The organism is Streptomyces sp. NPDC094034 (assembly GCF_040303865.1).
GTDB lineage: Bacteria > Actinomycetota > Actinomycetes > Streptomycetales > Streptomycetaceae > Streptomyces.
Window position 1 is genome coordinate 80,381 of the sequence record NZ_JBEOUD010000017.1, and the last position, 21,821, is coordinate 102,201.

The 21,821-nt window shown below is 69.9% G+C and carries 20 protein-coding genes and 1 tRNA gene; 12 read left to right on the forward strand and 9 right to left on the reverse strand.

The window, feature by feature from the left end:
* Window positions 1-32: 32 nt before the first annotated feature.
* From ABTZ59_RS17380 to ABTZ59_RS17395, 4 genes are all read right to left on the reverse strand, one after another.
* Entirely contained in the window at window positions 33-866 is an 834-nt protein-coding gene (locus ABTZ59_RS17380; RefSeq protein ID WP_351397595.1) for a Scr1 family TA system antitoxin-like transcriptional regulator, read from the reverse strand.
* On the reverse strand, window positions 856-1,377 hold the full coding sequence (locus tag ABTZ59_RS17385; RefSeq protein WP_351397597.1) for a DUF6879 family protein: 522 nt from the start codon (window positions 1,375-1,377) through the stop codon (window positions 856-858). The genes ABTZ59_RS17380 and ABTZ59_RS17385 overlap by 11 nt, the downstream gene beginning before the upstream one ends.
* Window positions 1,361-1,567, reverse strand: coding sequence for a hypothetical protein (locus ABTZ59_RS17390; RefSeq protein WP_351397600.1), 207 nt, complete (start codon window positions 1,565-1,567; stop codon window positions 1,361-1,363). The genes ABTZ59_RS17385 and ABTZ59_RS17390 overlap by 17 nt, the downstream gene beginning before the upstream one ends.
* Before the next feature lie 272 nt (window positions 1,568-1,839).
* Window positions 1,840-1,914 (reverse strand) — tRNA-Cys (locus ABTZ59_RS17395).
* Window positions 1,915-2,121: 207 nt separating this feature from the next.
* On the opposite strand from ABTZ59_RS17395, the gene ABTZ59_RS17400 reads away from it, so the two are divergent.
* From ABTZ59_RS17400 to ABTZ59_RS17420, 5 genes are all read left to right on the forward strand, one after another.
* Window positions 2,122-3,621, forward strand: a complete 1,500-nt coding sequence (locus ABTZ59_RS17400) for an MFS transporter (RefSeq protein ID WP_351397603.1) — start codon at window positions 2,122-2,124, stop codon at window positions 3,619-3,621.
* A gap of 143 nt (window positions 3,622-3,764) precedes the next feature.
* Window positions 3,765-4,622, forward strand: a complete 858-nt coding sequence (locus tag ABTZ59_RS17405) for an aldo/keto reductase (RefSeq protein ID WP_351397605.1) — start codon at window positions 3,765-3,767, stop codon at window positions 4,620-4,622.
* A 151-nt stretch (window positions 4,623-4,773) separates the two neighbouring features.
* Window positions 4,774-6,561 carry a DEAD/DEAH box helicase gene (locus tag ABTZ59_RS17410; protein WP_351397608.1) on the forward strand — a complete coding sequence of 596 codons (1,788 nt, stop codon included), beginning with the start codon at window positions 4,774-4,776 and terminating at the stop codon, window positions 6,559-6,561.
* A 339-nt stretch (window positions 6,562-6,900) separates the two neighbouring features.
* A complete protein-coding gene (locus ABTZ59_RS17415) occupies window positions 6,901-7,542 on the forward strand; it encodes an IclR family transcriptional regulator (protein WP_351397610.1) in 642 nt (213 codons plus the stop codon).
* A 178-nt stretch (window positions 7,543-7,720) separates the two neighbouring features.
* Window positions 7,721-8,509 carry a S16 family serine protease gene (locus ABTZ59_RS17420; RefSeq protein WP_351397613.1) on the forward strand — a complete coding sequence of 263 codons (789 nt, stop codon included), beginning with the start codon at window positions 7,721-7,723 and terminating at the stop codon, window positions 8,507-8,509.
* A 41-nt stretch (window positions 8,510-8,550) separates the two neighbouring features.
* On the opposite strand, the gene ABTZ59_RS17425 is transcribed toward ABTZ59_RS17420, so the two are convergent.
* On the reverse strand, window positions 8,551-9,465 hold the full coding sequence (locus ABTZ59_RS17425; RefSeq protein ID WP_351397789.1) for an NAD(P)-dependent oxidoreductase: 915 nt from the start codon (window positions 9,463-9,465) through the stop codon (window positions 8,551-8,553).
* Window positions 9,466-9,680: 215 nt separating this feature from the next.
* On the opposite strand from ABTZ59_RS17425, the gene ABTZ59_RS17430 reads away from it, so the two are divergent.
* Window positions 9,681-10,043, forward strand: coding sequence for a winged helix-turn-helix transcriptional regulator (locus ABTZ59_RS17430; protein ID WP_351397792.1), 363 nt, complete (start codon window positions 9,681-9,683; stop codon window positions 10,041-10,043).
* Here ABTZ59_RS17430 and ABTZ59_RS17435 read toward each other — a convergent pair.
* Window positions 10,030-10,587 (reverse strand): Lrp/AsnC family transcriptional regulator, encoded by a 558-nt coding sequence (locus tag ABTZ59_RS17435; RefSeq protein ID WP_351397617.1) that lies wholly within the window; start codon window positions 10,585-10,587, stop codon window positions 10,030-10,032. The two genes, ABTZ59_RS17430 and ABTZ59_RS17435, sit on opposite strands and share 14 nt — an antisense overlap.
* A gap of 156 nt (window positions 10,588-10,743) precedes the next feature.
* Between ABTZ59_RS17435 and hppD the strand changes: the two genes are divergently transcribed.
* Window positions 10,744-11,883: a 4-hydroxyphenylpyruvate dioxygenase gene (hppD, locus tag ABTZ59_RS17440; RefSeq protein WP_351397795.1), complete on the forward strand. Its 1,140-nt coding sequence runs from the start codon at window positions 10,744-10,746 to the stop codon at window positions 11,881-11,883.
* Window positions 11,884-11,955: 72 nt separating this feature from the next.
* Here hppD and ABTZ59_RS17445 read toward each other — a convergent pair whose 3' ends face one another.
* A complete protein-coding gene (locus tag ABTZ59_RS17445) occupies window positions 11,956-13,488 on the reverse strand; it encodes a tetratricopeptide repeat protein (RefSeq protein WP_503003021.1) in 1,533 nt (510 codons plus the stop codon).
* Between the two features lie 98 nt (window positions 13,489-13,586).
* On the opposite strand from ABTZ59_RS17445, the gene ABTZ59_RS17450 reads away from it, so the two are divergent.
* Window positions 13,587-14,954 carry an FAD-binding oxidoreductase gene (locus tag ABTZ59_RS17450; protein ID WP_351397620.1) on the forward strand — a complete coding sequence of 456 codons (1,368 nt, stop codon included), beginning with the start codon at window positions 13,587-13,589 and terminating at the stop codon, window positions 14,952-14,954.
* Between the two features lie 101 nt (window positions 14,955-15,055).
* Here ABTZ59_RS17450 and ABTZ59_RS17455 read toward each other — a convergent pair whose 3' ends face one another.
* Entirely contained in the window at window positions 15,056-15,532 is a 477-nt protein-coding gene (locus tag ABTZ59_RS17455) for an SsgA family sporulation/cell division regulator (RefSeq protein WP_351397623.1), read from the reverse strand.
* 314 nt (window positions 15,533-15,846) lie between these two features.
* On the opposite strand from ABTZ59_RS17455, the gene ABTZ59_RS17460 reads away from it, so the two are divergent.
* Both ABTZ59_RS17460 and ABTZ59_RS17465 read left to right on the forward strand, forming a co-directional pair.
* Window positions 15,847-17,397 carry an RDD family protein gene (locus ABTZ59_RS17460; RefSeq protein ID WP_351397626.1) on the forward strand — a complete coding sequence of 517 codons (1,551 nt, stop codon included), beginning with the start codon at window positions 15,847-15,849 and terminating at the stop codon, window positions 17,395-17,397.
* Between the two features lie 104 nt (window positions 17,398-17,501).
* Entirely contained in the window at window positions 17,502-18,227 is a 726-nt protein-coding gene (locus ABTZ59_RS17465) for an RDD family protein (protein WP_351397629.1), read from the forward strand.
* Here the strand turns inward: ABTZ59_RS17465 and ABTZ59_RS17470 are convergent.
* Window positions 18,213-18,512 carry a hypothetical protein gene (locus ABTZ59_RS17470; protein WP_351397632.1) on the reverse strand — a complete coding sequence of 100 codons (300 nt, stop codon included), beginning with the start codon at window positions 18,510-18,512 and terminating at the stop codon, window positions 18,213-18,215. The genes ABTZ59_RS17465 and ABTZ59_RS17470 overlap by 15 nt on opposite strands.
* A gap of 417 nt (window positions 18,513-18,929) precedes the next feature.
* On the opposite strand from ABTZ59_RS17470, the gene ABTZ59_RS17475 reads away from it, so the two are divergent.
* Both ABTZ59_RS17475 and ABTZ59_RS17480 read left to right on the forward strand, forming a co-directional pair.
* Window positions 18,930-21,344, forward strand: a complete 2,415-nt coding sequence (locus ABTZ59_RS17475; protein ID WP_351397636.1) for an immune inhibitor A domain-containing protein — start codon at window positions 18,930-18,932, stop codon at window positions 21,342-21,344.
* A 124-nt stretch (window positions 21,345-21,468) separates the two neighbouring features.
* Window positions 21,469-21,789 carry a hypothetical protein gene (locus tag ABTZ59_RS17480; protein WP_249953334.1) on the forward strand — a complete coding sequence of 107 codons (321 nt, stop codon included), beginning with the start codon at window positions 21,469-21,471 and terminating at the stop codon, window positions 21,787-21,789.
* Window positions 21,790-21,821 lie beyond the last annotated feature (32 nt).

Below are 21,821 nucleotides of genomic sequence, written 5' to 3' on the forward strand. Positions count from 1 at the left end.
TTCCGGTCAATATTTCTGTTGTCGGGTAAGAATCATGTGCGGCACGTGCCGGCCCACTCGGACAATTGTTCTTGGCATCGCTCGCCGAACAAGGAGTAGCGTTCGTACACGGAGAACTCATCAAGATAGGCGGAGACGTCCCGGTGATCTCGAAAAACCATCGCTCCCGTCTGTGTCTCCACTGTGGCTATCCGAGTGTCATAGACGGTGAAGGTGTTCAATGGCGCCACCGGTATATGGCTGTCCATAGTGATGATCCCGAGTCGGACATTCGGCAGCAAGCTGATCGATGCCAGCCGGTCCATCTGCATGGCCATGGCCGGCCCGGGGAGAAATGGCCACCTGACAGCCTGTTCGGTCAGGATGAACGTGAAACGCTTCGATGTGTCGTAAAGAATTGATTGCCGTTCCAGCTTCTTGGTGATCGTCTTTCCGTGGTCCCCGGGGATGTGGGCAAGGCTCGCCCTCACGTAGTCGGGCGTCGCGAGTAGGCCAGTCACCATGGACAGAAGGAAGTACCGAAACTCTTTGGAAGTCTGCTCGAAGCCGGCCAGCTCATTCTGCTTCTTCTCCAGCCCCGTACGACGTTGCGACCAGACGTCTTGCCATTCGGTGTTTGCTGTGCGAGCAAGGGCCGCTACCCGTGCGACAAGGTCCGGCGGAGCATCCAAGGCTCTGAGGATCAGCTCTACGTCAACGAGGCTCGGCGTCAGCTTCGAGCCCTCAATGTTGCTGATCTTTGTCTGAGACATATTGCAACGCTGAGCGAGCCGGGTCTGAGTGATCTCGGCTCGCTTGCGGAGTGTTCTGAGTGTGTCGGCTAGGTCCGCTTTGGACTGTCCTAGCTCTTCCGGATCAAACGTCAAGGCCCTTCACGTACTCCTCAAAGGGCACCGACTCGGCCAACGCGATGCGCTGATACCGGAGGTATGGCGTTACGTCACCCTCGTACACTTCCCGGCCTGTCTGTGTGCCGTCTGTCTTATAGTGCATGAGGACGACCTCCTTCTTGTCGAACATCCAGAAATCTTGGACTCCGGCCAGGGGGTTATCCCCTTCGGTCACGTCCATGATTCGGATATCCTCGCCTGCCCACACATGCGGCCGGTAGTACATGAACTCGTACTGGAGGTAGGTGGAGAGGGGGCGGGTGACGATGTGTACGCGCCCTTTGCTCTTTCCTTCGCCTCGTACCCTCTTCAGATCTTCGGTGTACCCGTTCGAGTGTGTGTGAGGGTTGATGCGCTCGCCCGCCAGAAAGGCCCTGATCTCGTCTTCTTCCTGCGGGACGTTGTAGGCAGGCATGGTCTCAAGTCGCCACGCCTCGCTCCCGAAGTCCCGGAACTTTGCCTGCCATGCTTCACCATCCAAGAGCATGAACAGCCTCCTTGAGCACTGCTTCCGGAATTTCTACCAGGGCCTCTCCCGGTGGGGGCTGGAAAGCACGGGACAGGTCGCCCTGAACGACAATGGAGCCGCTTGCGGTCCGGTAGACGTTGGGGCAGTCGTTTTGGTTACATTCCCCGTTGCCGCTACCGGTAAGTCGGGTGAGTTCCTCGCGCGCCATGACGAAACCTCTTGTGTTGGGCCCCTGTTGAGACTCTTGAACACGACGGTACGAGCGCTGATCCTCGACCGTCCATGTGGCAACGCCAATATTTGCGTAGTCGGGTAAAGATCTTGGTGCGACCCGTAGGCGCCCGTCGGCGGGCGCAGGCCGGAGGAGGGAATCGGCGCGAGCCTCTGGCCGGCCTCGACCGGGCGCGGGTGGACCGACGGCGCGGCCCATGGCATGAAAGCGGCCGCCCCGGCGATTCCCGGGGCGGCCGCTTTCGGATCTGGAGGCCGTGGCGGGAATCGAACCCACGTAACTCGCTTTGCAGGCGAGCCCCTGAACCACTCGGGCACACGGCCGTGCCTTGACTTCCGCTCATGACCGTAGGTCCGCGGTGCGCGGGGCTCAAGGTGTCCGGGCGGGCCGCAACGCGACTGCCACACTCCGTTCACGGTGGGCCCGTCGCCGATGGTGGGTACGGGCCGGGGCGGCGTACGTCCAAGGGACCAGATCCGATCAGCCTTACGACAGGGCCGAATCACGGCTGTGCCCCTTACTCTGAGACCATGACCGCCCTGGACCCACGCGACGCAGATGTCGCTCCCGCCGACATATCCGCCGTAGCGGATCCCCTACGGAAGTCCCCGGCCCGCGACCAGGGCGGCGCCCCTGACCAGGGCGGGGTGCTGGGGCCCGAGCATCGGGCGCTCAGTATCGGCATCGTCTCCGTCGTCCTGCTCATCGCCTTCGAGGCGACCGCCGTCGGTACCGCGATGCCGGTCGCCGCGCGCGAGTTGAACGGGATTCCGCTGTACGCCTTCGCCTTCTCCGCGTACTTCACCACCAGCCTCTTCGCCATGGTGCTCTCCGGCCAGTGGGCCGACCGCAGCGGGCCGCTCGCGCCGCTCGCCACCGGAATCAGCGCCTTCGGGGCCGGGCTGCTGCTCTCGGGCACGGCGGGCACCATGTGGCTGTTCATCCTCGGCCGCGCCGTCCAGGGTCTCGGCGGCGGGCTGGTCATCGTCGCGCTGTACGTCGTCGTCAGCCGGGCCTACTCGGAGCGGCTGCGGCCCGCGATCATGGCCGCGTTCGCCGCGAGCTGGGTGATCCCCTCCGTCGTCGGACCGCTCGCCTCCGGCACTGTCACCGAACACCTCGGGTGGCGCTGGGTCTTCATCGGCATCCCGGCCCTGGTCGTGCTGCCGCTGGCGCTCGCGCTGCCCGCGATACGCCGCAAGGCGTCGGGGCCCGCCGATGCGCAGGGGCCCGTCCCGGCGTTCGACCGGCGCCGGATCCGGCTCGCGCTCGGGATCTCGCTGGGCGCGGGGCTGCTCCAGTACGCGGGGCAGGATCTGCGCTGGCTCTCGCTGTTCCCGGCGCTGGCCGGTGTCGCGTTCCTCGTCCCCGCCGTTCTCGGGCTGCTGCCGGGCGGCACCTGGCGCGCGGCGCGCGGGCTGCCCTCCGTGGTGCTACTGCGCGGGGTCGCCGCCGGGGCCTTCATCGCCGCCGAGAGCTTCGTACCGCTGATGCTCGTCACCCAGCGCGGGCTGTCGCCGACGATGGCCGGGCTCTCGCTCGCGGTGGGCGGCGCGACCTGGGCGCTCGGCTCGTACGTGCAGTCCAGGCCGCGCCTGGAGCCGTACCGCGAGCGGCTGATGGCGGGCGGGATGGTGCTGGTCGCGCTGTCGATCGCGACCGCGCCGAGCGTGCTCATCGCGTCCGTACCGGTGTGGATCGTCGCGGTCGCCTGGGCGTTCGGCTGTCTCGGCATGGGCGCCGTGATCGCCTCCACCAGCGTGCTGCTGCTCAAGCTCTCGGCGCCGGAGGAGGCGGGCGCGAACTCCGCCGCGCTCCAGATCTCCGACGGGCTGTCGAACGTCCTCCTGCTGGCGGCGGGCGGCGCGGCGTTCGCGGCCCTGGGCGGCGGCGCGGTGGGCGGCCACGCCGTCTCGGCCGCGTCGGGCGCCGGGGGTTCCCATCCGGCGGCCTTCGCCGCGGTGTTCCTGCCGATGGCGGCGGTGGCGCTGGTGGGGGTGTGGGTGGCGACGCGAATACGGACGCGCTGAGCGCGGCGGATACGCGCCCGCGATGTGCGCGTACGAGCACGTAAAGGCACTAGGGGCGCCTACGGGCCTGCCGGACAATGCCCGCGCCTCGCCCAACCGCCCTGTTAGCGTGGGCCCTTGACCGAGAGGGCGGAGCCGGCACGATGACAGCGACCACGTTTCGTATCGGCGGGGACCTGAGCGTACGGCGGCTCGGGTTCGGAGCGATGGGGCTGCCGACGGAGCCGGGCCCGGCCCGCGCGCTCTCCCTCGGCGTCGCCCGGCGGGCCGTCGAGCTGGGCGTCACGCTGATCGACACCGCCCATCTGTACGGCGGGGGAGCCAACGAGGAACTGCTCGCCGAGGCCCTGTACCCCTACCCGGACGGGCTGCTCGTCACCACCAAGGTCGGCGTCGCGCGATCGGCCGAGACGGGCGAGTGGCGGCTCGACGGCCGGCCGGACGTCCTGCGCGACCAGGTCGAGAACGCCCTTCGCCGACTGCGTGTCGAGCGGCTCGAACTGCTCCAGCTGCACCGCCTCGATCCGGAGGTGCCCCTCGCCGACCAGCTCGGCGCGCTGCGGGAGTTGCAGACCGCGGGCAAGGTCGGCCGGCTCGGGCTGTCCGAGATCAGCGTCGCGGAACTCGAACAGGCGCGGGAGATCATCGACGTCGTGTCCGTACAGAACCGCTACAACGTGCTCGACCGCGAGCACGAGTCCGTGCTCGTGGCCTGCGAGGCGGCGGGGATCGCCTTCCTGCCCTGGCGCCCCGTCGCCTGGGGGAAGTCGGGCGCCCACGCCGAGATCGCCGCCGTGGCGGCCGAGCTCGACGCCACCCCCACCCAAGTCGCGCTCGCCTGGCTCCTCGACCGCTCGCCGGTCGTCCTCCCGATCCCGGGCACCGCCAGGATCGGCCATCTGGAGGAGAACGTCGCCGCGGCGGACCTCCGTCTGACCCCGGCCCACCGCGACCGTCTCGCCGCTCTCGCCCCTCTCGACCGGCCGGCCGATCAGTCATAGCGCCCCGCCTCGCCGTACGGAATGTGGCGCCCGTCGCACCTGGCCGTTCCCCGTCCGATTCGTACCGGTGCCGCGTCGCGCCACCGGTAGGGTGGCCCGGTTGTCGTACGTACCCGCCCCACCCAGCCGACCCGCGCCCGAACCGGAGACCGTGACTACTACAGCCTCCTCCCACCACCTCTCACCCGCCTTCCCCGGCCGCGCCCCCTGGGGCACCGCGAACAAGCTGCGTGCCTGGCAGGAGGGCGCGCTCGGCCGCTACTTGGAGCAGCAGCCGCGTGACTTCCTCGCCGTCGCCACCCCCGGCGCCGGGAAGACGACCTTCGCGCTGACGCTCGCCTCCTGGCTGCTGCACCACCATGTCGTCCAGCAGGTGACCGTCGTCGCGCCGACCGAGCATCTCAAGAAGCAGTGGGCGGAGGCCGCCGCGCGGATCGGCATCAAGCTGGACCCCGACTACTCCGCGGGGCCGGTGAGCAAGGAGTACGACGGCGTCGCCATCACCTACGCCGGCGTCGGGGTGCGGCCCATGTTGCACCGCAACCGGTGCGAGCAGCGCAAGACCCTGGTCATCCTCGACGAGATCCACCACGCGGGCGACTCCAAGTCCTGGGGCGAGGCATGTCTTGAGGCGTTCGAGCCCGCGACCCGGCGGCTCGCGCTGACCGGCACGCCGTTCAGGTCCGATACCAACCCCATCCCCTTCGTGGCGTACGAGGAGGGCAACGACGGCATCCGCCGCTCGGCCGCCGACTACACCTATGGGTACGGCAACGCCCTCGGCGACGGCGTCGTCCGGCCCGTCATCTTCCTCAGCTACAGCGGCAATATGCGCTGGCGCACCAAGGCCGGTGACGAGATCGCGGCCAAGCTCGGCGAGCCCATGACCAAGGACGCCGTCTCGCAGGCCTGGCGCACCGCGCTCGATCCGCGCGGTGACTGGATGCCCAATGTGCTGCGCGCCGCGGACCAGCGGCTCACCGAGGTACGCAAGGGCATCCCGGACGCCGGTGGTCTGGTCATCGCGACCGACCAGGACTCGGCGCGCGCGTACGCCAAGCTCATCCGCGAGATCACCGGCTCGAAGGCGACCGTCGTCCTCTCCGACGACACGGGCGCGTCGAAGCGGATCGATGACTTCAGCGAGAGCGACGACCGGTGGATGGTCGCGGTCCGGATGGTGTCGGAGGGTGTCGACGTGCCGCGCCTGGCCGTCGGCGTGTACGCCACCACCATCTCGACCCCGCTCTTCTTCGCGCAGGCCGTGGGCCGTTTCGTACGTTCACGGCGGCGCGGTGAGACCGCGTCCGTCTTCCTGCCCACCATCCCGGGGCTGCTCGGCTTCGCCGCCGAGATGGAGGTCGAGCGCGACCACGTACTCGACAAGCCCAAGAAGAACGGCGAGGAGGACCCCTACGCCGAGTCCGAGAAGGAGATGGCGGAGGCCGAGAAGCAGGAGGACGAGGACACCGGCGAGCAGGACATGCTGCCCTTCGAGGCGCTGGAGTCCGACGCCGTCTTCGACCGGGTGCTCTACGACGGCGCCGAATTCGGTATGCAGGCACACCCGGGCAGCGAGGAGGAGCAGGACTACCTCGGTATCCCCGGGCTGCTCGAACCCGACCAGGTGCAACTGCTCCTCCAGAAGCGGCAGGCGCGGCAGATCGCGCACAGCCGCAAGAAGCCGGACGCCGAGGCGGATCTGCTGGAGCTGCCGGCCGAGCGGCGGCCCGTGGTGTCCCACAAGGAGCTCCTGGAACTGCGCAAGCAGCTGAACACCTTGGTCGGCGCGTATGTCCACCAGAGCGGCAAGCCGCACGGCGTGATCCATACGGAGCTGCGCCGGGTGTGCGGCGGGCCGCCGAGCGCCGAGGCGACGGCGGGGCAGATCCGGGAGCGGATCGCGAAGGTACGGGAGTGGGCCACCCGGATGCGGTGATGCCGTGGAGATATCCGGCGGGCGCCGTAGCGGTGATCGAGAGAGGTCGTAGGGATTTCGGAACGCCGTGACCACGGCCCCGGGCCGATGGCGGGCACTTCGGGTTCACATCCGTCCGATATGGCGTGAATGATCGAACCAATTCCGCGTTCTGCGGGATTTTGTCCGCGAATAGGGATCAACTCTCTTTCTGTGCCCGGATTCTGGACGAGGTCTTCCGCTGAGCGGTGTCCGTGGTTAGTGTCCCCGCAATGTAAACGCTCCGTGGCAACTCCGCCGCGTAGCGGAGCCGGTGGTACCGAGGCCCGCCGGCGGCCTCACTCCGAAGGAGAAGGCGTCGTGACCGCGGAGACCTCCCAGACGCTCGACCGGGGACTGCGCGTCCTCAAACTGCTCGCCGACACCGATCACGGCCTGACGGTCACCGAGTTGTCCAACAAGCTCGGTGTCAACAGGACGGTGGTCTACCGACTGCTCGCCACCCTCGAACAGCACGCCCTGGTCCGCCGCGATCTGGGCGGCCGGGCCCGGGTGGGCCTCGGCGTGCTGCGTCTGGGCCGCCAGGTGCATCCCCTGGTACGGGAGGCCGCCCTGCCCGCCCTGCGCTCGCTCGCCGAGGACATCGGCGCCACGGCGCATCTGACGCTGGTCGACGGGGCGGAGGCGCTGGCCGTCGCGGTCGTCGAACCGACCTGGACCGACTACCACGTCGCCTACCGGGCCGGCTTCCGTCATCCGCTCGACCGGGGCGCGGCGGGCAAGGCGATACTGGCCGCCCGGCAGGCCGCCCTCACCGAGCCCCGCTGCACCCTCACCCACGGTGAGCTGGAGGCCGGTGCGAGCGGGGCCGCCGCCGCGCTGGTCGGGGTGACCGGGATAGAGGGCAGCGTGGGTGTGGTGATGCTCGCGGACGCCGTGCCCGAACGGGTGGGGCCCCGGGTCGTGGACGCGGCCCGGGAAGTGGCGGACGCGCTGCGCTGAGGCCCGGCCCGGGAAGTGGCGGACGCGCTGCATCGGCGGCCAGGCCCGGTGGTGGGACGGGCCGGGCGGCCCACCGGCCCCTCGCGCCGCCCGGCCGGACCGGCCGCCCACGAGCACACCCGAGCACTCCCGAGCACACCGTCCCGCGCGCCCGATCGCGCCAGATAGATTGACACCCGTGTTCTCTCGTCTCTCGCGCCCCCGCGCCCTCGTCCTCTGCGCCGTCCCGATCGTCGCCCTGTTCGCCGTGGTCGGGGCCGCGCCCCTGCCGTACTCCGTGGCACAGCCGGGGATGACCGCGGATGTCCTCGGCACGGACCAGGGCCGGCAGATCATCACGATCAGCGGGGCGCCCACCAGGAAGACCGAGGGGCAGCTGCGGATGACGACCATCGTGGCGACCGGCCCCTCCGCCGACGTCGACTTCGGCGATGTGATCGAGGGCTGGTTCCGTACGGACCGAGCCGTGCTGCCGCGTGACGCGGTCTACCCGTCCGGCGAGTCCGACAAGGAGATCGAGCGGCACAACACCCAGGACATGGTGAAGTCCCAGAACTCCGCGACCGAAGCCGCCCTCGGCCTGCTCGGCAAGGATCCGAAGACCGTCGACGTCGGCCTCCATCTCGCCGATGTCGGCGGCCCCAGCGCCGGGCTGCTCTTCGCCCTCGGCATCGTCGACAAGATCGACGGCGACGGCTCGGGCGGTGATCTGACCGGTGGCCGCAAGATCGCGGGTACGGGCACGATCACCGGTGGCGGCGAGGTCGGCCCGGTCGGCGGAGTGTCCCTGAAGACCCAGGCCGCGGGGCGCGACGGGGCTACGGTCTTCCTCGTCCCGAAGGCGGAGTGCGGCGACGCCCGAACCGAGCTGCCGAAGGGGATGCGGCTGATCCCGGTCAGCACGCTCAAGGGCGCGGTGTCGGCGCTCCAGGCGCTGGAGCGGGGCGGCGACGTCCCCAGCTGCTGACGCGTTCCTGTCGCCGGCGGTGTCCGCGGCCGCCGACGGCGTCAGCCGGCGCTGTCGGTGGTGTCGCCGCGGTCGTCGCTGTTGTCGGACGTCAGCAGTTCGACGAGCCCGGTGAGGCCCTCCGCCCCCGCCCCATGACCGCCCTCCGACCCCTCCGGACCCTCTGGCCCTTCCGGCCCCTCAAGTCGGCGCTTCATCAGGTCGAAATACGGGGTCAGCAGCTCGGGGCTCACCCCCTGCTCGTGTGCCGTCCCCACGAAGGTCTTCACCCCAGCGACCTGCATGGCCAGGTTCGAGACCACGTCCGACGTGTAGTCGCCGCTCTCCAACTGCCCGGCGATTTGCTCGACCGTCGGGGACATCGACATCAGCCAGCCGGTCAGCAGCGGTGTGAACTCCTTCAGTGAGATCCCCGCCTCCCCGCGTACCAGCGCGAAGGCGTGGGTGATGCCCGCGAGCATGCCGTACATCCCGCTCAGCAGCGCCACGTCCTGGAGTGCGGCATGACCGGCGTTCGCCCCGACATAACGCGTGCCGACCGGGACCGCCAGAGCCACCTGGTGCGCGTCGAAGAGTTCGGGCGATCCGCTGTAGAAGACATAGCCGCCGGCCTCGGGAACCCCGACCATCGGCGGTACGGCCATGATCCCGCCGCTGAGGAAGCGGGCCCCGCGCGCCGCGGCCCACTCGCCGCGCGCCCGCGCCTGGGCCGGGGTCCCGGTGGTGATGTCCACCAGGTCCTTGCCGGTCAGATCGACATCCGCCAGCGCCGCGCCGACCGAGGCGTCGTCCAGCAGACAGGTGACGACCAGCGTGTTCGCGGCGACCGCCGCGGCGGCGCTCGCGGCGGGCCTGGCGCCCTCGGCCACCAGGGCTTCGGCCCGGCCCGGCGTACGGTTCCAGACGGTCACGGAGTATCCGGCGGCGAGCCAGGCGCGAGCGAAGGCCGTACCCATCGCCCCGAGCCCGAGCAGCGAGACGGAACGGGAAGAAGGGGACGCGAAGGGCGAAGAGGCAGGGGCGGAGGAAGAGGAAAGCGCGTCAGAAATGTTGTCGGTCATGACGAATAAGCTGGTCGACAACCCGGGGACGGACAAGTACGCACTCCGAAGTGGGTGGTTCCCCCGAGGTATGTGACCAGGTCGGACCGGAGACAGGGGGGCTGAGCACGATGGCGACCGTCGGCAGGCCGGGCGCGCCCGACGCGTATCACTGCGGCATCGACGCGGCCATGGATGTGATCGGCGGAAAGTGGAAGGTGCTGATCCTCTGGGCGCTCGACGAGAACCCGCGGCGCTTCGGTGAGCTTCGCCGGATGCTCCCCGGCGTCACGGAGAAGGTCCTCACCAGCCAGCTGCGTGAGCTGGAGACGCACGGCATCGTTTCCCGTGAGGTGTACGACGAGATCCCGCCGCGTGTCGAGTACGCGCTGACCGAACGCGGTGTCGCCCTCGGGGCCGCCCTCGAACCGCTCGGACTGTGGGGCCGGGAGCACATTCTGGGCAAGACCCCGCGACGGGTCACCCCTTCCTGATCAATCCCTCCCCGGCGGCGCCCCCGGACGTGCCCCGGGAAACGCCCCCGGCCGCACCTCTGGCGGCGTCCCCGGCGGAGTCCTCGGCCGCCTGCTCCACCAGCGGGATGATCCGCAGTGGTACGGGGTTCTCCATGACGATCGCGGTGGCGGCCCGCACGATGCCCTCGAAACCGACGACCCGGTCGATCACCCGCTGGAGATCGGCGTTGGAGCGGGCCACGAGACGGCAGAGCATGTCTCCCTGCCCCGTGGTGGTGTGCAGTTCGAGCACCTCGGGGACGGTCGTCAGATGGGCCCGTACATCGGTGCCCTGCCCCTGCTTGATCTCCAGCGTGGCGAAGGCGGTCACGGGGTAGCCGAGGGCGGCCGGATCCACGGTCGGGCCGAATCCCCTGATCACCCCGTTCGACTGGAGCCGGTCGAGCCGCGCCTGCACCGTGCCCCGGGCCACTCCGAGTCGGCGCGATGCCTCCAGCACCCCGATCCTGGGCTCGCGCGCGAGCAGCACGATCAGTCGGCCGTCGAGTCCGTCGATGCTCATGGTCCGCTCCCCAAGACGTTGCCACATCAAACGTAGTCATACTGTGCAGATAGCCCCGCCATTCTCGCCATCCGCTCTACATATTGCCCAGTGAATCAGAGAACTATTGCGCACCTTGTGGAACGGCGGGAGTCTGAGGCCATGGCTGACACCTCGATGCACCTCGATACCGCTCCCCACACCCCGCGCGAGGCCGACCCCTTCCCGGTCAAGGGAATGGACGCGGTGGTCTTCGCCGTCGGTAACGCCAAGCAGGCCGCGCACTACTACTCCACGGCCTTCGGCATGAAGCTCGTCGCCTACTCCGGACCGGAGAACGGCAGCCGCGAGACCGCGAGTTACGTCCTCACCAACGGGGCGGCCCGCTTCGTCTTCACCTCCGTCATCAAGCCGTCCACCGAGAGGGGCCGCTTCCTCGCGGACCATGTCGCCGAGCACGGCGACGGCGTGGTCGACCTCGCGATCGAGGTGCCGGACGCGCGGGCCGCGTACGCGTACGCCACCGAGCACGGCGCCCGCGGCATCCAGGAGCCCTACGAGATCAAGGACGAGCACGGCACGGTCGTCCTCGCCGCGATCGCCACGTACGGCAAGACCCGCCACACCCTCGTCGAGCGCTCCGGGTACGACGGCCCGTATCTGCCGGGCTTCGCGCCCGCGGCCCCGATCGTCGAGCCCGCCGCCAAGCGCACCTTCCAGGCCATCGACCACTGCGTGGGCAATGTCGAGCTCGGGAAGATGAACGAGTGGGTCGACTTCTACAACAAGGTCATGGGCTTCACGAACATGAAGGAGTTCGTGGGCGACGACATCGCCACCGAGTACTCCGCGCTCATGTCGAAGGTCGTCGCGGACGGCACGCTCAAGGTGAAGTTCCCGATCAACGAGCCGGCGATCGCCAAGAAGAAGTCGCAGATCGACGAGTATCTGGAGTTCTACGGCGGGGCGGGCGTCCAGCACATCGCGCTCGCCACGAACGACATCGTCGCGTCCGTACGGGCGATGCGGGCGGCGGGTGTGCAGTTCCTCGACACCCCCGACTCGTACTACGACACGCTCGGCGAGTGGGCGGGCGAGACGCGGGTGCCCGTGGAGACGCTGCGCGAACTGAAGATCCTGGTGGACCGCGACGAGGACGGGTATCTGCTACAGATCTTCACCAAGCCCGTCCAGGACCGGCCGACCGTCTTCTTCGAGATGATCGAGCGCCATGGCTCGATGGGCTTCGGCAAGGGCAACTTCAAGGCGCTCTTCGAGGCGATCGAGCGCGAGCAGGAGAAGCGCGGCAATCTCTGACGGAACGCGCGACGCGTGCCGGGACCGATGGCCGGCCCCGGCACGCGTCACACCGTTTCCGGCGCCCGACACTCAGACCTGCGGCGGGGGCGACAGCTCCCTCCGCTCCAGCGTGGGCTTCTCGGGCCCCGAGCCGTAGAAGTCCTCCGGCCCGCCCCCCGTCGGCTCGCCGAGCGCCTCCAGCGCCTCCCGGGCCTTCGGCGCCAGCAGCGGCGAGAAGTGCGGATCGGTCCGCAGGGCCTCTTCGATACGGCGGCGGGCCGGACCGTACATCTCCAGTGACCGTTCGATCTCCCCGCGGTGGTACGAGAACAGCGCGCTCCGCCGCCCCGGCTCGGTGGCCTTCGTCGCGTACACCAGCGCCTCGCGCGACTGGCCCGCCCGGTACAGCGCCCAGCCCAGTGCGTCCGCGACCTCCATGCTCCGGTGCGAGCGTGCCCACTCCGCGCGCAGCCGCGAGACCGCCGCCCGCGCATCGCCGTGGTCGGCCTCGAAGCGGCCGAGGACCAGTTCCTCGTTCACCCCGTTGCCCCGCGCGCGCTCGGCCCGTTCCCGCAGCGTCTCGTACTGCGTCTGGGCGTCCCCGTCCAGCCCCAGTGAGTCGTACAACTCGCCCAGCTCCAGGGCGTATTCGGGCCGGGGCAGCTTGGCGAGCGCCGATTGGTAGTCGCGGGTCGCCTCCTCCGTCCTGCCCAGCGAGGCCAGCGCCCTCGCCCGTCCGGCCAGTGACTGGGCCCGGCCGCGCGCCGCCGCCAGCGCCGCCTCGTGGTGGCCCAGCGCCTCGGTCGGCTCGCCCCGCTCCCAGGCCAGCTCGCCCAGCGTGTCCAGCGCCTTCGCGCGCTCCGCGGGTGATCCGGCGCGCGCCACCGCCTCGGTGGCCTTGGCCAGCGCGTCCTCGCGCCAGCCGCGGTCGCGGTACACCTCGGCGGCGCGGATCAGCACCGGCGCGCCCGAGTGCAGTTCGCGCAGCTTCTCCAGCGCCCTGCCCGCCTCCTTGTAGTCGCCCAGACCGGTGTACGCGTCGATCAGCACCGGATACGACGTCCACGCCTCGGGCCGCTGGGCCCGTACCGACTCGCCCCACCGCTTGGCCGCGACGAAGTCATGGCGCGCGTTGGCCAGCGAGGCGAGTCCCACCAGCGCCTCCGGGGTGCCCGTCACCGCGCCCTTGCCGGGCTTGGCGTCCTCCGCGCGCCCGCCGTGCCCGCCGGACCCGGCGTCCTTCGCCGGCGCCTCGCCGGAGCCGCCCCGGGTTACCGCCAGGGAGTGCTGGAGCGCCCGGTCGGCCTTCGGGTAGTACGCCGGATCCGCCGCCGCGACCCCGCGCTCCACATATGCCGAGCCGAGCACCGCCCATGCCTGTCCGTCCTCCGGGTGTGTCCGCAGCCAGTTCTCCCGCTCGCGGATGAGCGCGGTCAGATCCGACAGCGCGGCCGGCGCGCCCGCGCCCACCGCGGCCATCGCCCGCGCCTCGGGGCCCAGCGTGGCCGCCCCTTTGTCGTCGGGGACGAACAGCAGCACGCCCCCGACGAGCACCGCCCCCACCCCGGCGGCCAGCGCCGCCTTTCTGACCTGTCTGACCTGCTCCGTTTTCATGGCGTTCATGGCGATTACTGTGCGTCAATATGAAGAGCACACCGCTGTTTGCCGTTGTGGATCGCAGACGGGTTCACACCGATGGCCCCGGATGCGAGTCTGGGATCATGGACGATCTCCTCGCACAGTTGCGGGCCGGGCTCCCCGCCGAAGCCCTGATCACCGACCCTGACGTCACGGTCTCCTACGCCAACGACATGGCCAGCTTCTGCGAGGCGGGCACCCCCGCCGTGGTGGTGCTGCCGCGTACGGTCGAGCACGTCCAGCATGTGATGCGCACGGCGACCGCCCTGCGCGTCCCCGTCGTCCCGCAGGGAGCCCGTACGGGGCTGTCCGGCGCCGCGAACGCCTCGGACGGGTGCATCGTTCTCTCCCTGACCAAGATGGACCGGATCCTGGAGATCAACCCCGTCGACCGGATCGCCGTCGTCGAACCGGGTGTCATCAACGCGACACTCTCCCGCGCCGTCGGTGAGCAGGGCCTCTACTACCCGCCGGACCCGTCCAGCTGGGAGATGTGCACCATCGGCGGGAACATCGGCACCGCGTCCGGCGGGCTGTGCTGCGTCAAGTACGGCGTCACCGCGGAGTATGTCCTCGGGCTGGAGGTCGTCCTCGCCGACGGCCGGCTTCTCAGCACCGGCCGCCGCACCGCCAAGGGCGTCGCCGGTTACGACCTGACCCGGCTCTTCGTCGGCTCGGAAGGCAGCCTCGGCATCGTCGTCAAGGCCGTGCTCGCGCTCCGTCCGCAGCCGCCCCAGCAGCTCGTCCTGGCCGCGGAGTTCGCCTCCGCCGCGGCCGCCTGCGACGCCGTGTGCCGGATCATGGAGCGCGGTCATACGCCGTCACTCCTCGAACTCATGGACCGTACGACCATCCGCGCCGTCAACGCGATGGCCAACATGGGCCTCCCCGACACCACCGAGGCGCTGCTGCTCGCGGCCTTCGACACCCCCGACCCCGCGGCCGATCTCGCCGCCGTCGGGGAGCTGTGCACCGCGGCAGGCGCGACCGAAGTGGTCCCCGCCGAGGACGTCGCCGAATCGGAACTGCTGCTCCAGGCCCGCCGGCTGTCGCTCACCGCGCTGGAGACCGTCAAGTCGGCCACCATGATCGACGACGTGTGCGTGCCCCGCTCGCGCCTCGCCGAGATGCTCGACGGCACGGCGGCCATCGCCGGGAAGTACGACCTGACCATCGGTGTCTGTGCCCACGCGGGCGACGGCAACACCCACCCCGTCGTCTGCTTCGACCAGGCCGACCCGGACGAGTCACGGCGGGCCCGGGAATCCTTCGACGAGATCATGGCGCTCGGTCTCGAACTCGGCGGCACGATCACCGGCGAACATGGTGTCGGTACCCTCAAGAAGGAGTGGCTGTCGCGCGAACTGGGGCCTGTGGGGCTGGAGTTGCAGCGAGGCATCAAGCGGACCTTCGACCCGCTGGGCCTGCTCAACCCGGGAAAGCTCTTCTGAGGCCGCCGCACGCGTGACCGTCCCGCGCTTCCCGCGTGTGGCCGTCCCGTGCTCCCCGCGCGAGACGGCCCGCGCGCACCGGCGGGTCCGGACGACAGCGCCTACGCCTCGTCGTCCACGGACTCGTCCGAGGGCCAGGGGGCCCGCAGCCACAGATCGTCGGCCGGCGTCGGGGCCAGCAGCGCGGCCAGCCCGTCGTCGAGTCCGAGCCGCTCGGACTCCGTACCCGGTGGCACGATCCGCAGCGTCCGTTCGAGCCACGCGGACACCGCCGCGCAGGGCGCCTCCAGCAGCGCGTCGCCGTCGGGTGAGGAAAGGGCGACACAGAGGACGGTGCGCCCGTCGATCTTCGTCGGCCAGATCCGCACATCGCCGTGCCCGCAGGGCCTGAACACCCCTTCCACCAGCAGTTCGCGGGCGAAGGTCCAGTTCACCGGGTTGTCCGAGCCGATGTGGAAGGTGATGTGCACGGCGTACGGATCGTCCGTGCGATAGACCAGCCGGGCCGGGACAGGGATGCCGCGCTCGGGCGACAGCACCAGATTCAGTTCCAGTTCGCGTTCCACCACGGTGTGCATGAGCGGCACTTCCTTTCCTGGCGAGCGGCCCGACGCGGGGGCCGTACCAGTGGAGAGGCGCTGCCCCGCCGACTATGACGCGACTTCGGCGATGAATTTCGCGGGACTTCCGACGCGTACCCGGCGGGGCACATGCGTACGGTGTTCCGTACGCCCTGACGAACGAATCCCACCCCGGGACCTCACGCTTCGCATCGGCGTCCGCGGTCCGCCGCGGGAACGCGGTCGTTTCTGCCGGTCTCCTTTCTCAGGGCCTCGTGTTCTTCGTTACTGTCCTCCTTGGACAATGGTGTGAGTGAACGGAGTTGGGGTCAGTGGCTACTCCTCCTGGTGACGGCGGGAACGTACCCCGGGAAGGGTTTTATCCGGACCCGTCCATCCCTGGATATGTCCGGTACTGGAACGGCGCCGCGTGGGTGCCCGGCACGAGTCGGCCCGCGCCGCAGGGCGGTGAGGCGACGCCCGGTACCTCCCCGGCGGACCCGGCCACCTCCGCGCCGTCCGCCGCCGTCGAGGAGACCGGGCCGGTCTTCTTCGACGAGGATCCTCCCGAGGGACCCCGCCAGGAGCCGCGTCAGGAGCCCCGTCAGGAACCGGCGTCCGCGTGGCAGGCCGACGCCTCGCGGCAGACCGGCTTCGGCGGTGAGCGCGACGCCCGGGTGTCCTGGGGAGCGGCGCGGCCGGATCCGCGGGTTCCGGGTCCGGCGCCCGAGCCCGCCCGTGAACTGCCCGCGCCCACGCCCGGCGATCCGACCGGCGGCGCCCTGCCCGGGGTACGCGCGCTGGGTCCAGGCCCGGGCTCCGGCTCGGATTCCGGGTCCGGCTCCGGGTCCGGGTCCGGGTCCGATTTCGCCTCAGGTCCCGGTCCCGGCGACGGTCCACCGCTCACCGACGGCACGGTCACGATCCGCGCCATACGACGCGGCGTCAGGCCCGGCTCGGGCGAGGACACCGGCTCCGGGACCGGCCGCGCCGAAGGCCCGGCCGACCCCCGCAGGGCACCGGCGCCTCACGAGGGCGGGCCGGGGGCCGTCGACAGCACCATGGCCATCCGCGCCCTGCGCGCCGCGCGTCGCGCGAAGAACGAGGACGCCCCGGCGGGCGCCACGGCGCGGTCCGAGGGCACCACGGCCCCCGGCGTGCCGGCCCAGGCGGCTGACGGCGCGGGCCGGGTGGCGGAACGGCCCCGGCTTCCCGGACCGCAGCACTCCCCGCCGGCGGGCGGTCAGCACGCGCCGGTCAGTCCCGGCGCCGGGGGCGGCGCCGCGTCCTGGGCCCAGCAGGCGCACCCGCTCGCGACGCCCGCACAGCCGGACCAGCCCGTCGTACCGTGGAAGCCGCCGGTCAACGACCCGTTCCTGCAAGCCGCGCAGGCTCAGGCGAACGCCAGGCCCGCGGCCCTCGGCAAGCGGTTCGCGGCCCGGCTGATCGACACCGTGGTGCTGGGCGCGATCGTCGGCGCCATCGCGTACCCGCTCGTTTCCAGGGCCCTCGCCCATATCGACGACAAGATCGCGGTGGCCGAGCGGACCGGGGAGACCGTCACCGTCTGGCTGCTCGACGGCACGACCGGGGCGTATCTGGGCGCCGCGCTCGCCGCGCTGCTGATCGTCGGGGCGCTGTACGAGGCGCTGCCGACCGCCAAATGGGGCCGTACGCTGGGCAAGAGGCTGTGCGGTCTCGACGTACGGGACATCGAGTCCCATGAGGCCCCGGCGTTCGGCGCCGCGCTGCGCCGCTGGCTCGTCTACGGCGTGCTGGGGGTGCTCGTCGTGGGTGTCGTCAATGTGCTCTGGTGTCTGATCGACCGGCCCTGGCGGCAGTGCTGGCACGACAAGGCGGCCCACACGTTCGTGTCAGGCTGAGCCGAGGCCGGTGACCCGACACGCGTCCGGTCACCGGCCGGGGCGTTCCTCCGAACGGCGGGCAAGCCGTTGCGGGCCCCTGCCCGGCGCGATGCACTGCCCGTATGAGCCATGATCAGCCGCCGCCGGGCGAGCCCCCGGAGGAAGACCCTTTCCTCAAGAAGCCGCAGGGGCCCCCGCCCGGGGAGCCTTCGCCCGAGGGGCCCGGGCCCTCGCAGGGCCCGCCGCGGGGGGCACCGTACGACTCCCCGTACGGTGCCCCCTACGGCGGCGCCGGCGGGCAGCCGCCCCCGGGCTCGCCGTACGACTCGAACGCCTATGGCGGGGGACCGTACGGCGGCACGGATCCGCTCGCCGGGATGCCGCCGCTCGCTCCGTTCGGCACGCGGTTCCTCGCCCGGGTCATCGACGCCCTGATCATCTTCATCCCGCTGGGGATCGTGTCGCTGTTCGTCGGGGGCTGGAACACCGCGAACAACACCGGGGCGTGGGACGAGGTCACCAATCAGGTGAATACCGGCACGCAGTGGATCTGGTCGGTCATCTCGATGGTGCTGTACGTCGGCTACGACACCCTGATGAACCGCAAGTACGGGCAGACCCTCGGCAAGCGCTGGATGAAGCTGCGTGTCGCGATGCTGAACGACGGCTCGGTCCCCGATACCGGCTCCGCGCTGCTGCGCGCGGCGGTGCTCTGGGTGCCGGCGCTGCTGTGCTGCCTCTGTATCTGGTGGGCCATCATCATCGTGTCGATCGTGACCAGCAGGCCCTATCGGCAGGGTCTGCACGACAAGGCCGCCAGGACGGTCGTGGTGTCAGCGGCGCAGTGAGGGCTGGCCCAGCCGGGCCTCGGCGCGCGGTCCGGGCCTCGGGGCGCTCGTCGCCCGGGGCGTGGCGGGATGCGGGGCGGGGGCCGTACGCGCCGTCGCGGTACGGCCGTTGGCCCGGCCGGCGGGGATGGTGACGGCGACCAGCAGCCCCAGGCTGAGAGCGGCGAGCCCGATCAACGCGATGCCCAGACCGGCGGTGGTGCCGGAGAGCATCAGCATGACGAGGGTGGAACAGACGACGGTGGCGGTGCCGTAGGCGAGCTGTGCGGCAGTCGGACGCGGCATGGCGGAATCCGTCCCTCGGGGCGTCATATTCGGGGGTGTTGGGGGGTATTGCGCATATCTCGCACGTACGCCGCAGGGCGGGTCGCACTGCCAAGCGACTCTACGACGGTGGATGCCCGGGCGGAGCGAGTAGTAAGCGTGACCTCACCCACGGTGCCGGTGCATGGGGGGCGCATCGAGTCACGCCCCTTGCCAATGGGCCGGATCGGTGCGCCGGTTGTCCGAAATCCGCCCTCTCCGGAGTCATGTCCGGATAGCGGAACTGGAAGGCCGCATAGTGCAGTTGACCAGTTCAAGTCAAGGTCTGTCTTTTCTCCTTCAACTCCGGTCCAATGTCGTCACTTATGACGCGCAAACGCGCGCGGATCCCTCACCCCCGGTCCGCGGATCGCGTGCGCCGGGGAGGAACAGCATCAAGTGATCAGAAATCGACGGGCAAGAAGACTGTCCGCGGTGATCGTGGCGCTGGCCGCGACCGCGGCGACGGCTTCAGCTTTCACCACGGCCCAGGCCCAGAACAACCCCGAGTCCGGCTCCGCGGACATCGAGCGCCGTGACCCGGCGCCCCAGAAGGGCCACGTCGAACACGACCTGGAAGGCCCGTTCAGCAAGCGGCAGGAGCAGCAGCGCGAGGCCGCGCTCCAGCAGGTCATCGCCGGTGACGCCACCGTGCAGAAGCGCGGCGGCTCCCAGGTGGTCAAGCTCGACGACAAGAAGTACGTCGAGCTGGGCCGGGAGAAGACCGACAAGATCTTCACCATCCTCGTGGAGTTCGGCGACAAGGTCGACGACACCACGATGTACGACCCGGACGGTGCCGACGGACCGCTGCCGCCCGTCAAGAAGTACGGCGGCGAGCCCGGCCCCCTGCACAACGAGATAGCCGAGCCCGACCGCAAGGTCGACAACTCCACCGCCTGGCAGGCCGATTACAACCAGGCGCACTTCCAGGACCTCTACTTCGGCGAGGGCAAGGACGCGAGCGGCAAGCAGAAGGAGTCGCTCAAGACCTACTACGAGAAGACCTCCTCCGGCCGTTACTCGGTCGAGGGCGAGGTCTCCGACTGGGTCAAGGTCGACTACAACGAGGCCCGTTACGGCTCGAACTACTGCGGCAGCACCAACTGCGCCAACGTCTGGGACGCGGTGCGCGACGGCGTCACCGCCTGGACCGCGGACCAGAAGGCGCAGGGCAAGACGGACGCCGAGATCAAGGCGGACCTCGCCCAGTACGACCAGTGGGACCGTTACGACTTCGACAACGACGGCGACTTCAACGAGCCCGACGGCTACATCGATCACTTCCAGATCGTGCACGCGGGCGAGGACGAGTCGGCCGGCGGCGGCGCCCAGGGCGAGAACGCCCTGTGGGCCCACCGCTGGTACGCGTACGGCACCAACGCGGGCAGCACGGGTCCGGCCGACAACAAGGCCGGCGGTACGCAGATCGGCGACACCGGCATCTGGGTCGGCGACTACACCATGCAGCCGGAGAACGGCGGTCTCGGCGTCTTCGCCCATGAGTACGGCCACGACCTGGGCCTGCCCGACCTGTACGACACCTCGGGCGGCGAGAACTCCACCGCCTTCTGGTCCCTGATGTCGTCGGGTTCCTGGCTGGGCACCGGCAAGGACGCGATAGGCGACCTGCCGGGCGACATGACCGCCTGGGACAAGCTCCAGCTCGGCTGGCTCAACTACGCCAAGGCCAAGGCCGCGACGGACTCCACCCACAAGCTGGGCGTCTCGGCGTACAACACCAAGAACCCGCAGGCCCTCGTCGTCGAGCTGCCCAAGAAGTCCACGACCACCAGCGTGGTGAAGCCCACCGAGGGCGCCAAGCAGTGGTGGAGCGACATGGGTGACGACCTCAAGAACACCCTCACCCGTTCGGTCGATCTGACCGGCAAGTCCGGGGCGTCGCTTGAGCTCCAGGGCTGGTGGGACATCGAGGCCGACTACGACTACCTCTACGCCGAGGTGTCGACGGACGGCGGCGCCAACTACACGCCGGTGGACGGCACGGCCGACGGCACGTCGATTCCGCGTGACGCCGCCGACAAGCCGGCGCTCACCGGTGTCTCGGGCGCGTACAAGAAGCTCGTCTACTCGCTGGACGCCTACGCGGGCCAGAAGTTCGACCTCCGCTTCCGCTACCAGACGGACGGCGGCGCGGGCGGCAAGGGCTTCACCGCGGACGAGATCAACCTGATCGCCGACGGCGCTCCGGTCTTCACGGACAACGCCGAGGGCGACGACGCGGGCTGGACCGCGAAGGGCTTCTCGCGTATCGGCGAGTCCTTCACCCAGGACTACGACCAGTACTACATCGCCGAGAACCGTCAGTACGTCTCGTACGACAAGACCCTGAAGGTCGGCCCGTACAACTTCGGCTTCACCGCGCCGCTCGACGGCAAGGTCGAGCACTTCCCGTACCAGCCCGGTCTGCTGATCTGGCAGTGGGACACCTCGCAGCAGAACAACAACACCAGCCAGCACCCGGGCGAGGGTCTGATCCTGCCGATCGACGCCCACGCCAAGCCGCTGAAGTGGGCGGACGGCACGCTGATGCGCAACCGGATCCAGGCGTACGACGCGGCGTTCAGCTGGTGGCCGACGTCCGGTCTGTCGCTGCACAAGGCGGACAAGCTGACGCGGATCGCACCCCAGCTCGGTGTCCCGGTCTTCGACGACCGCAAGGGCACCTACTGGAGCGAGGAGAACAAGGGCGGCAGCGTCCGGGTAACTGACACGAACACCAAGATCAGCATCGTCAGCCAGCCCCTGGACGGGCAGACGATGACGGTCAAGGTGGGTCCCTCGACGAGGTAACCCCAAGTAACCGCAGGTCAAGTGTGTGATCGGCCGTCGCCCTCTAGCGGGCGGCGGCCGATCGTGTTTAGGTGCGTCCTACGATCTCTTATTGACACGATGTCTCACGGGGGAGATGAAGGACATGGCAGGCGGAGGCTTCAGCAAGCTCCCGAACGGCACGGTGGTGGTGGCACTGACCCTGCCCAGCCCGGCGGCCGAGGGCGGTACGGTGCGCGTTCTGGTGCACGCCGCGAACCGGGCCCGCGCCCTGACCAGGCTGCGGAACCTGGGGCTGCGGGCGGTCTATCTGCGGGGCAACGCGGAGCCCCCGACACCGGACGAGATCACCGCGGTGCTGCATCACCCGGACGGCCTGCTGTGGCGGACCACACCGGAGTGTCTGGAGCAGCTCTGGCAGCCGATACGAGCGCTGCTGAGGCCCCCGGCGCGGGCGGGGTACTGACGGGCGCGCCGGAGGGCCCGAGGGCCCGGGGC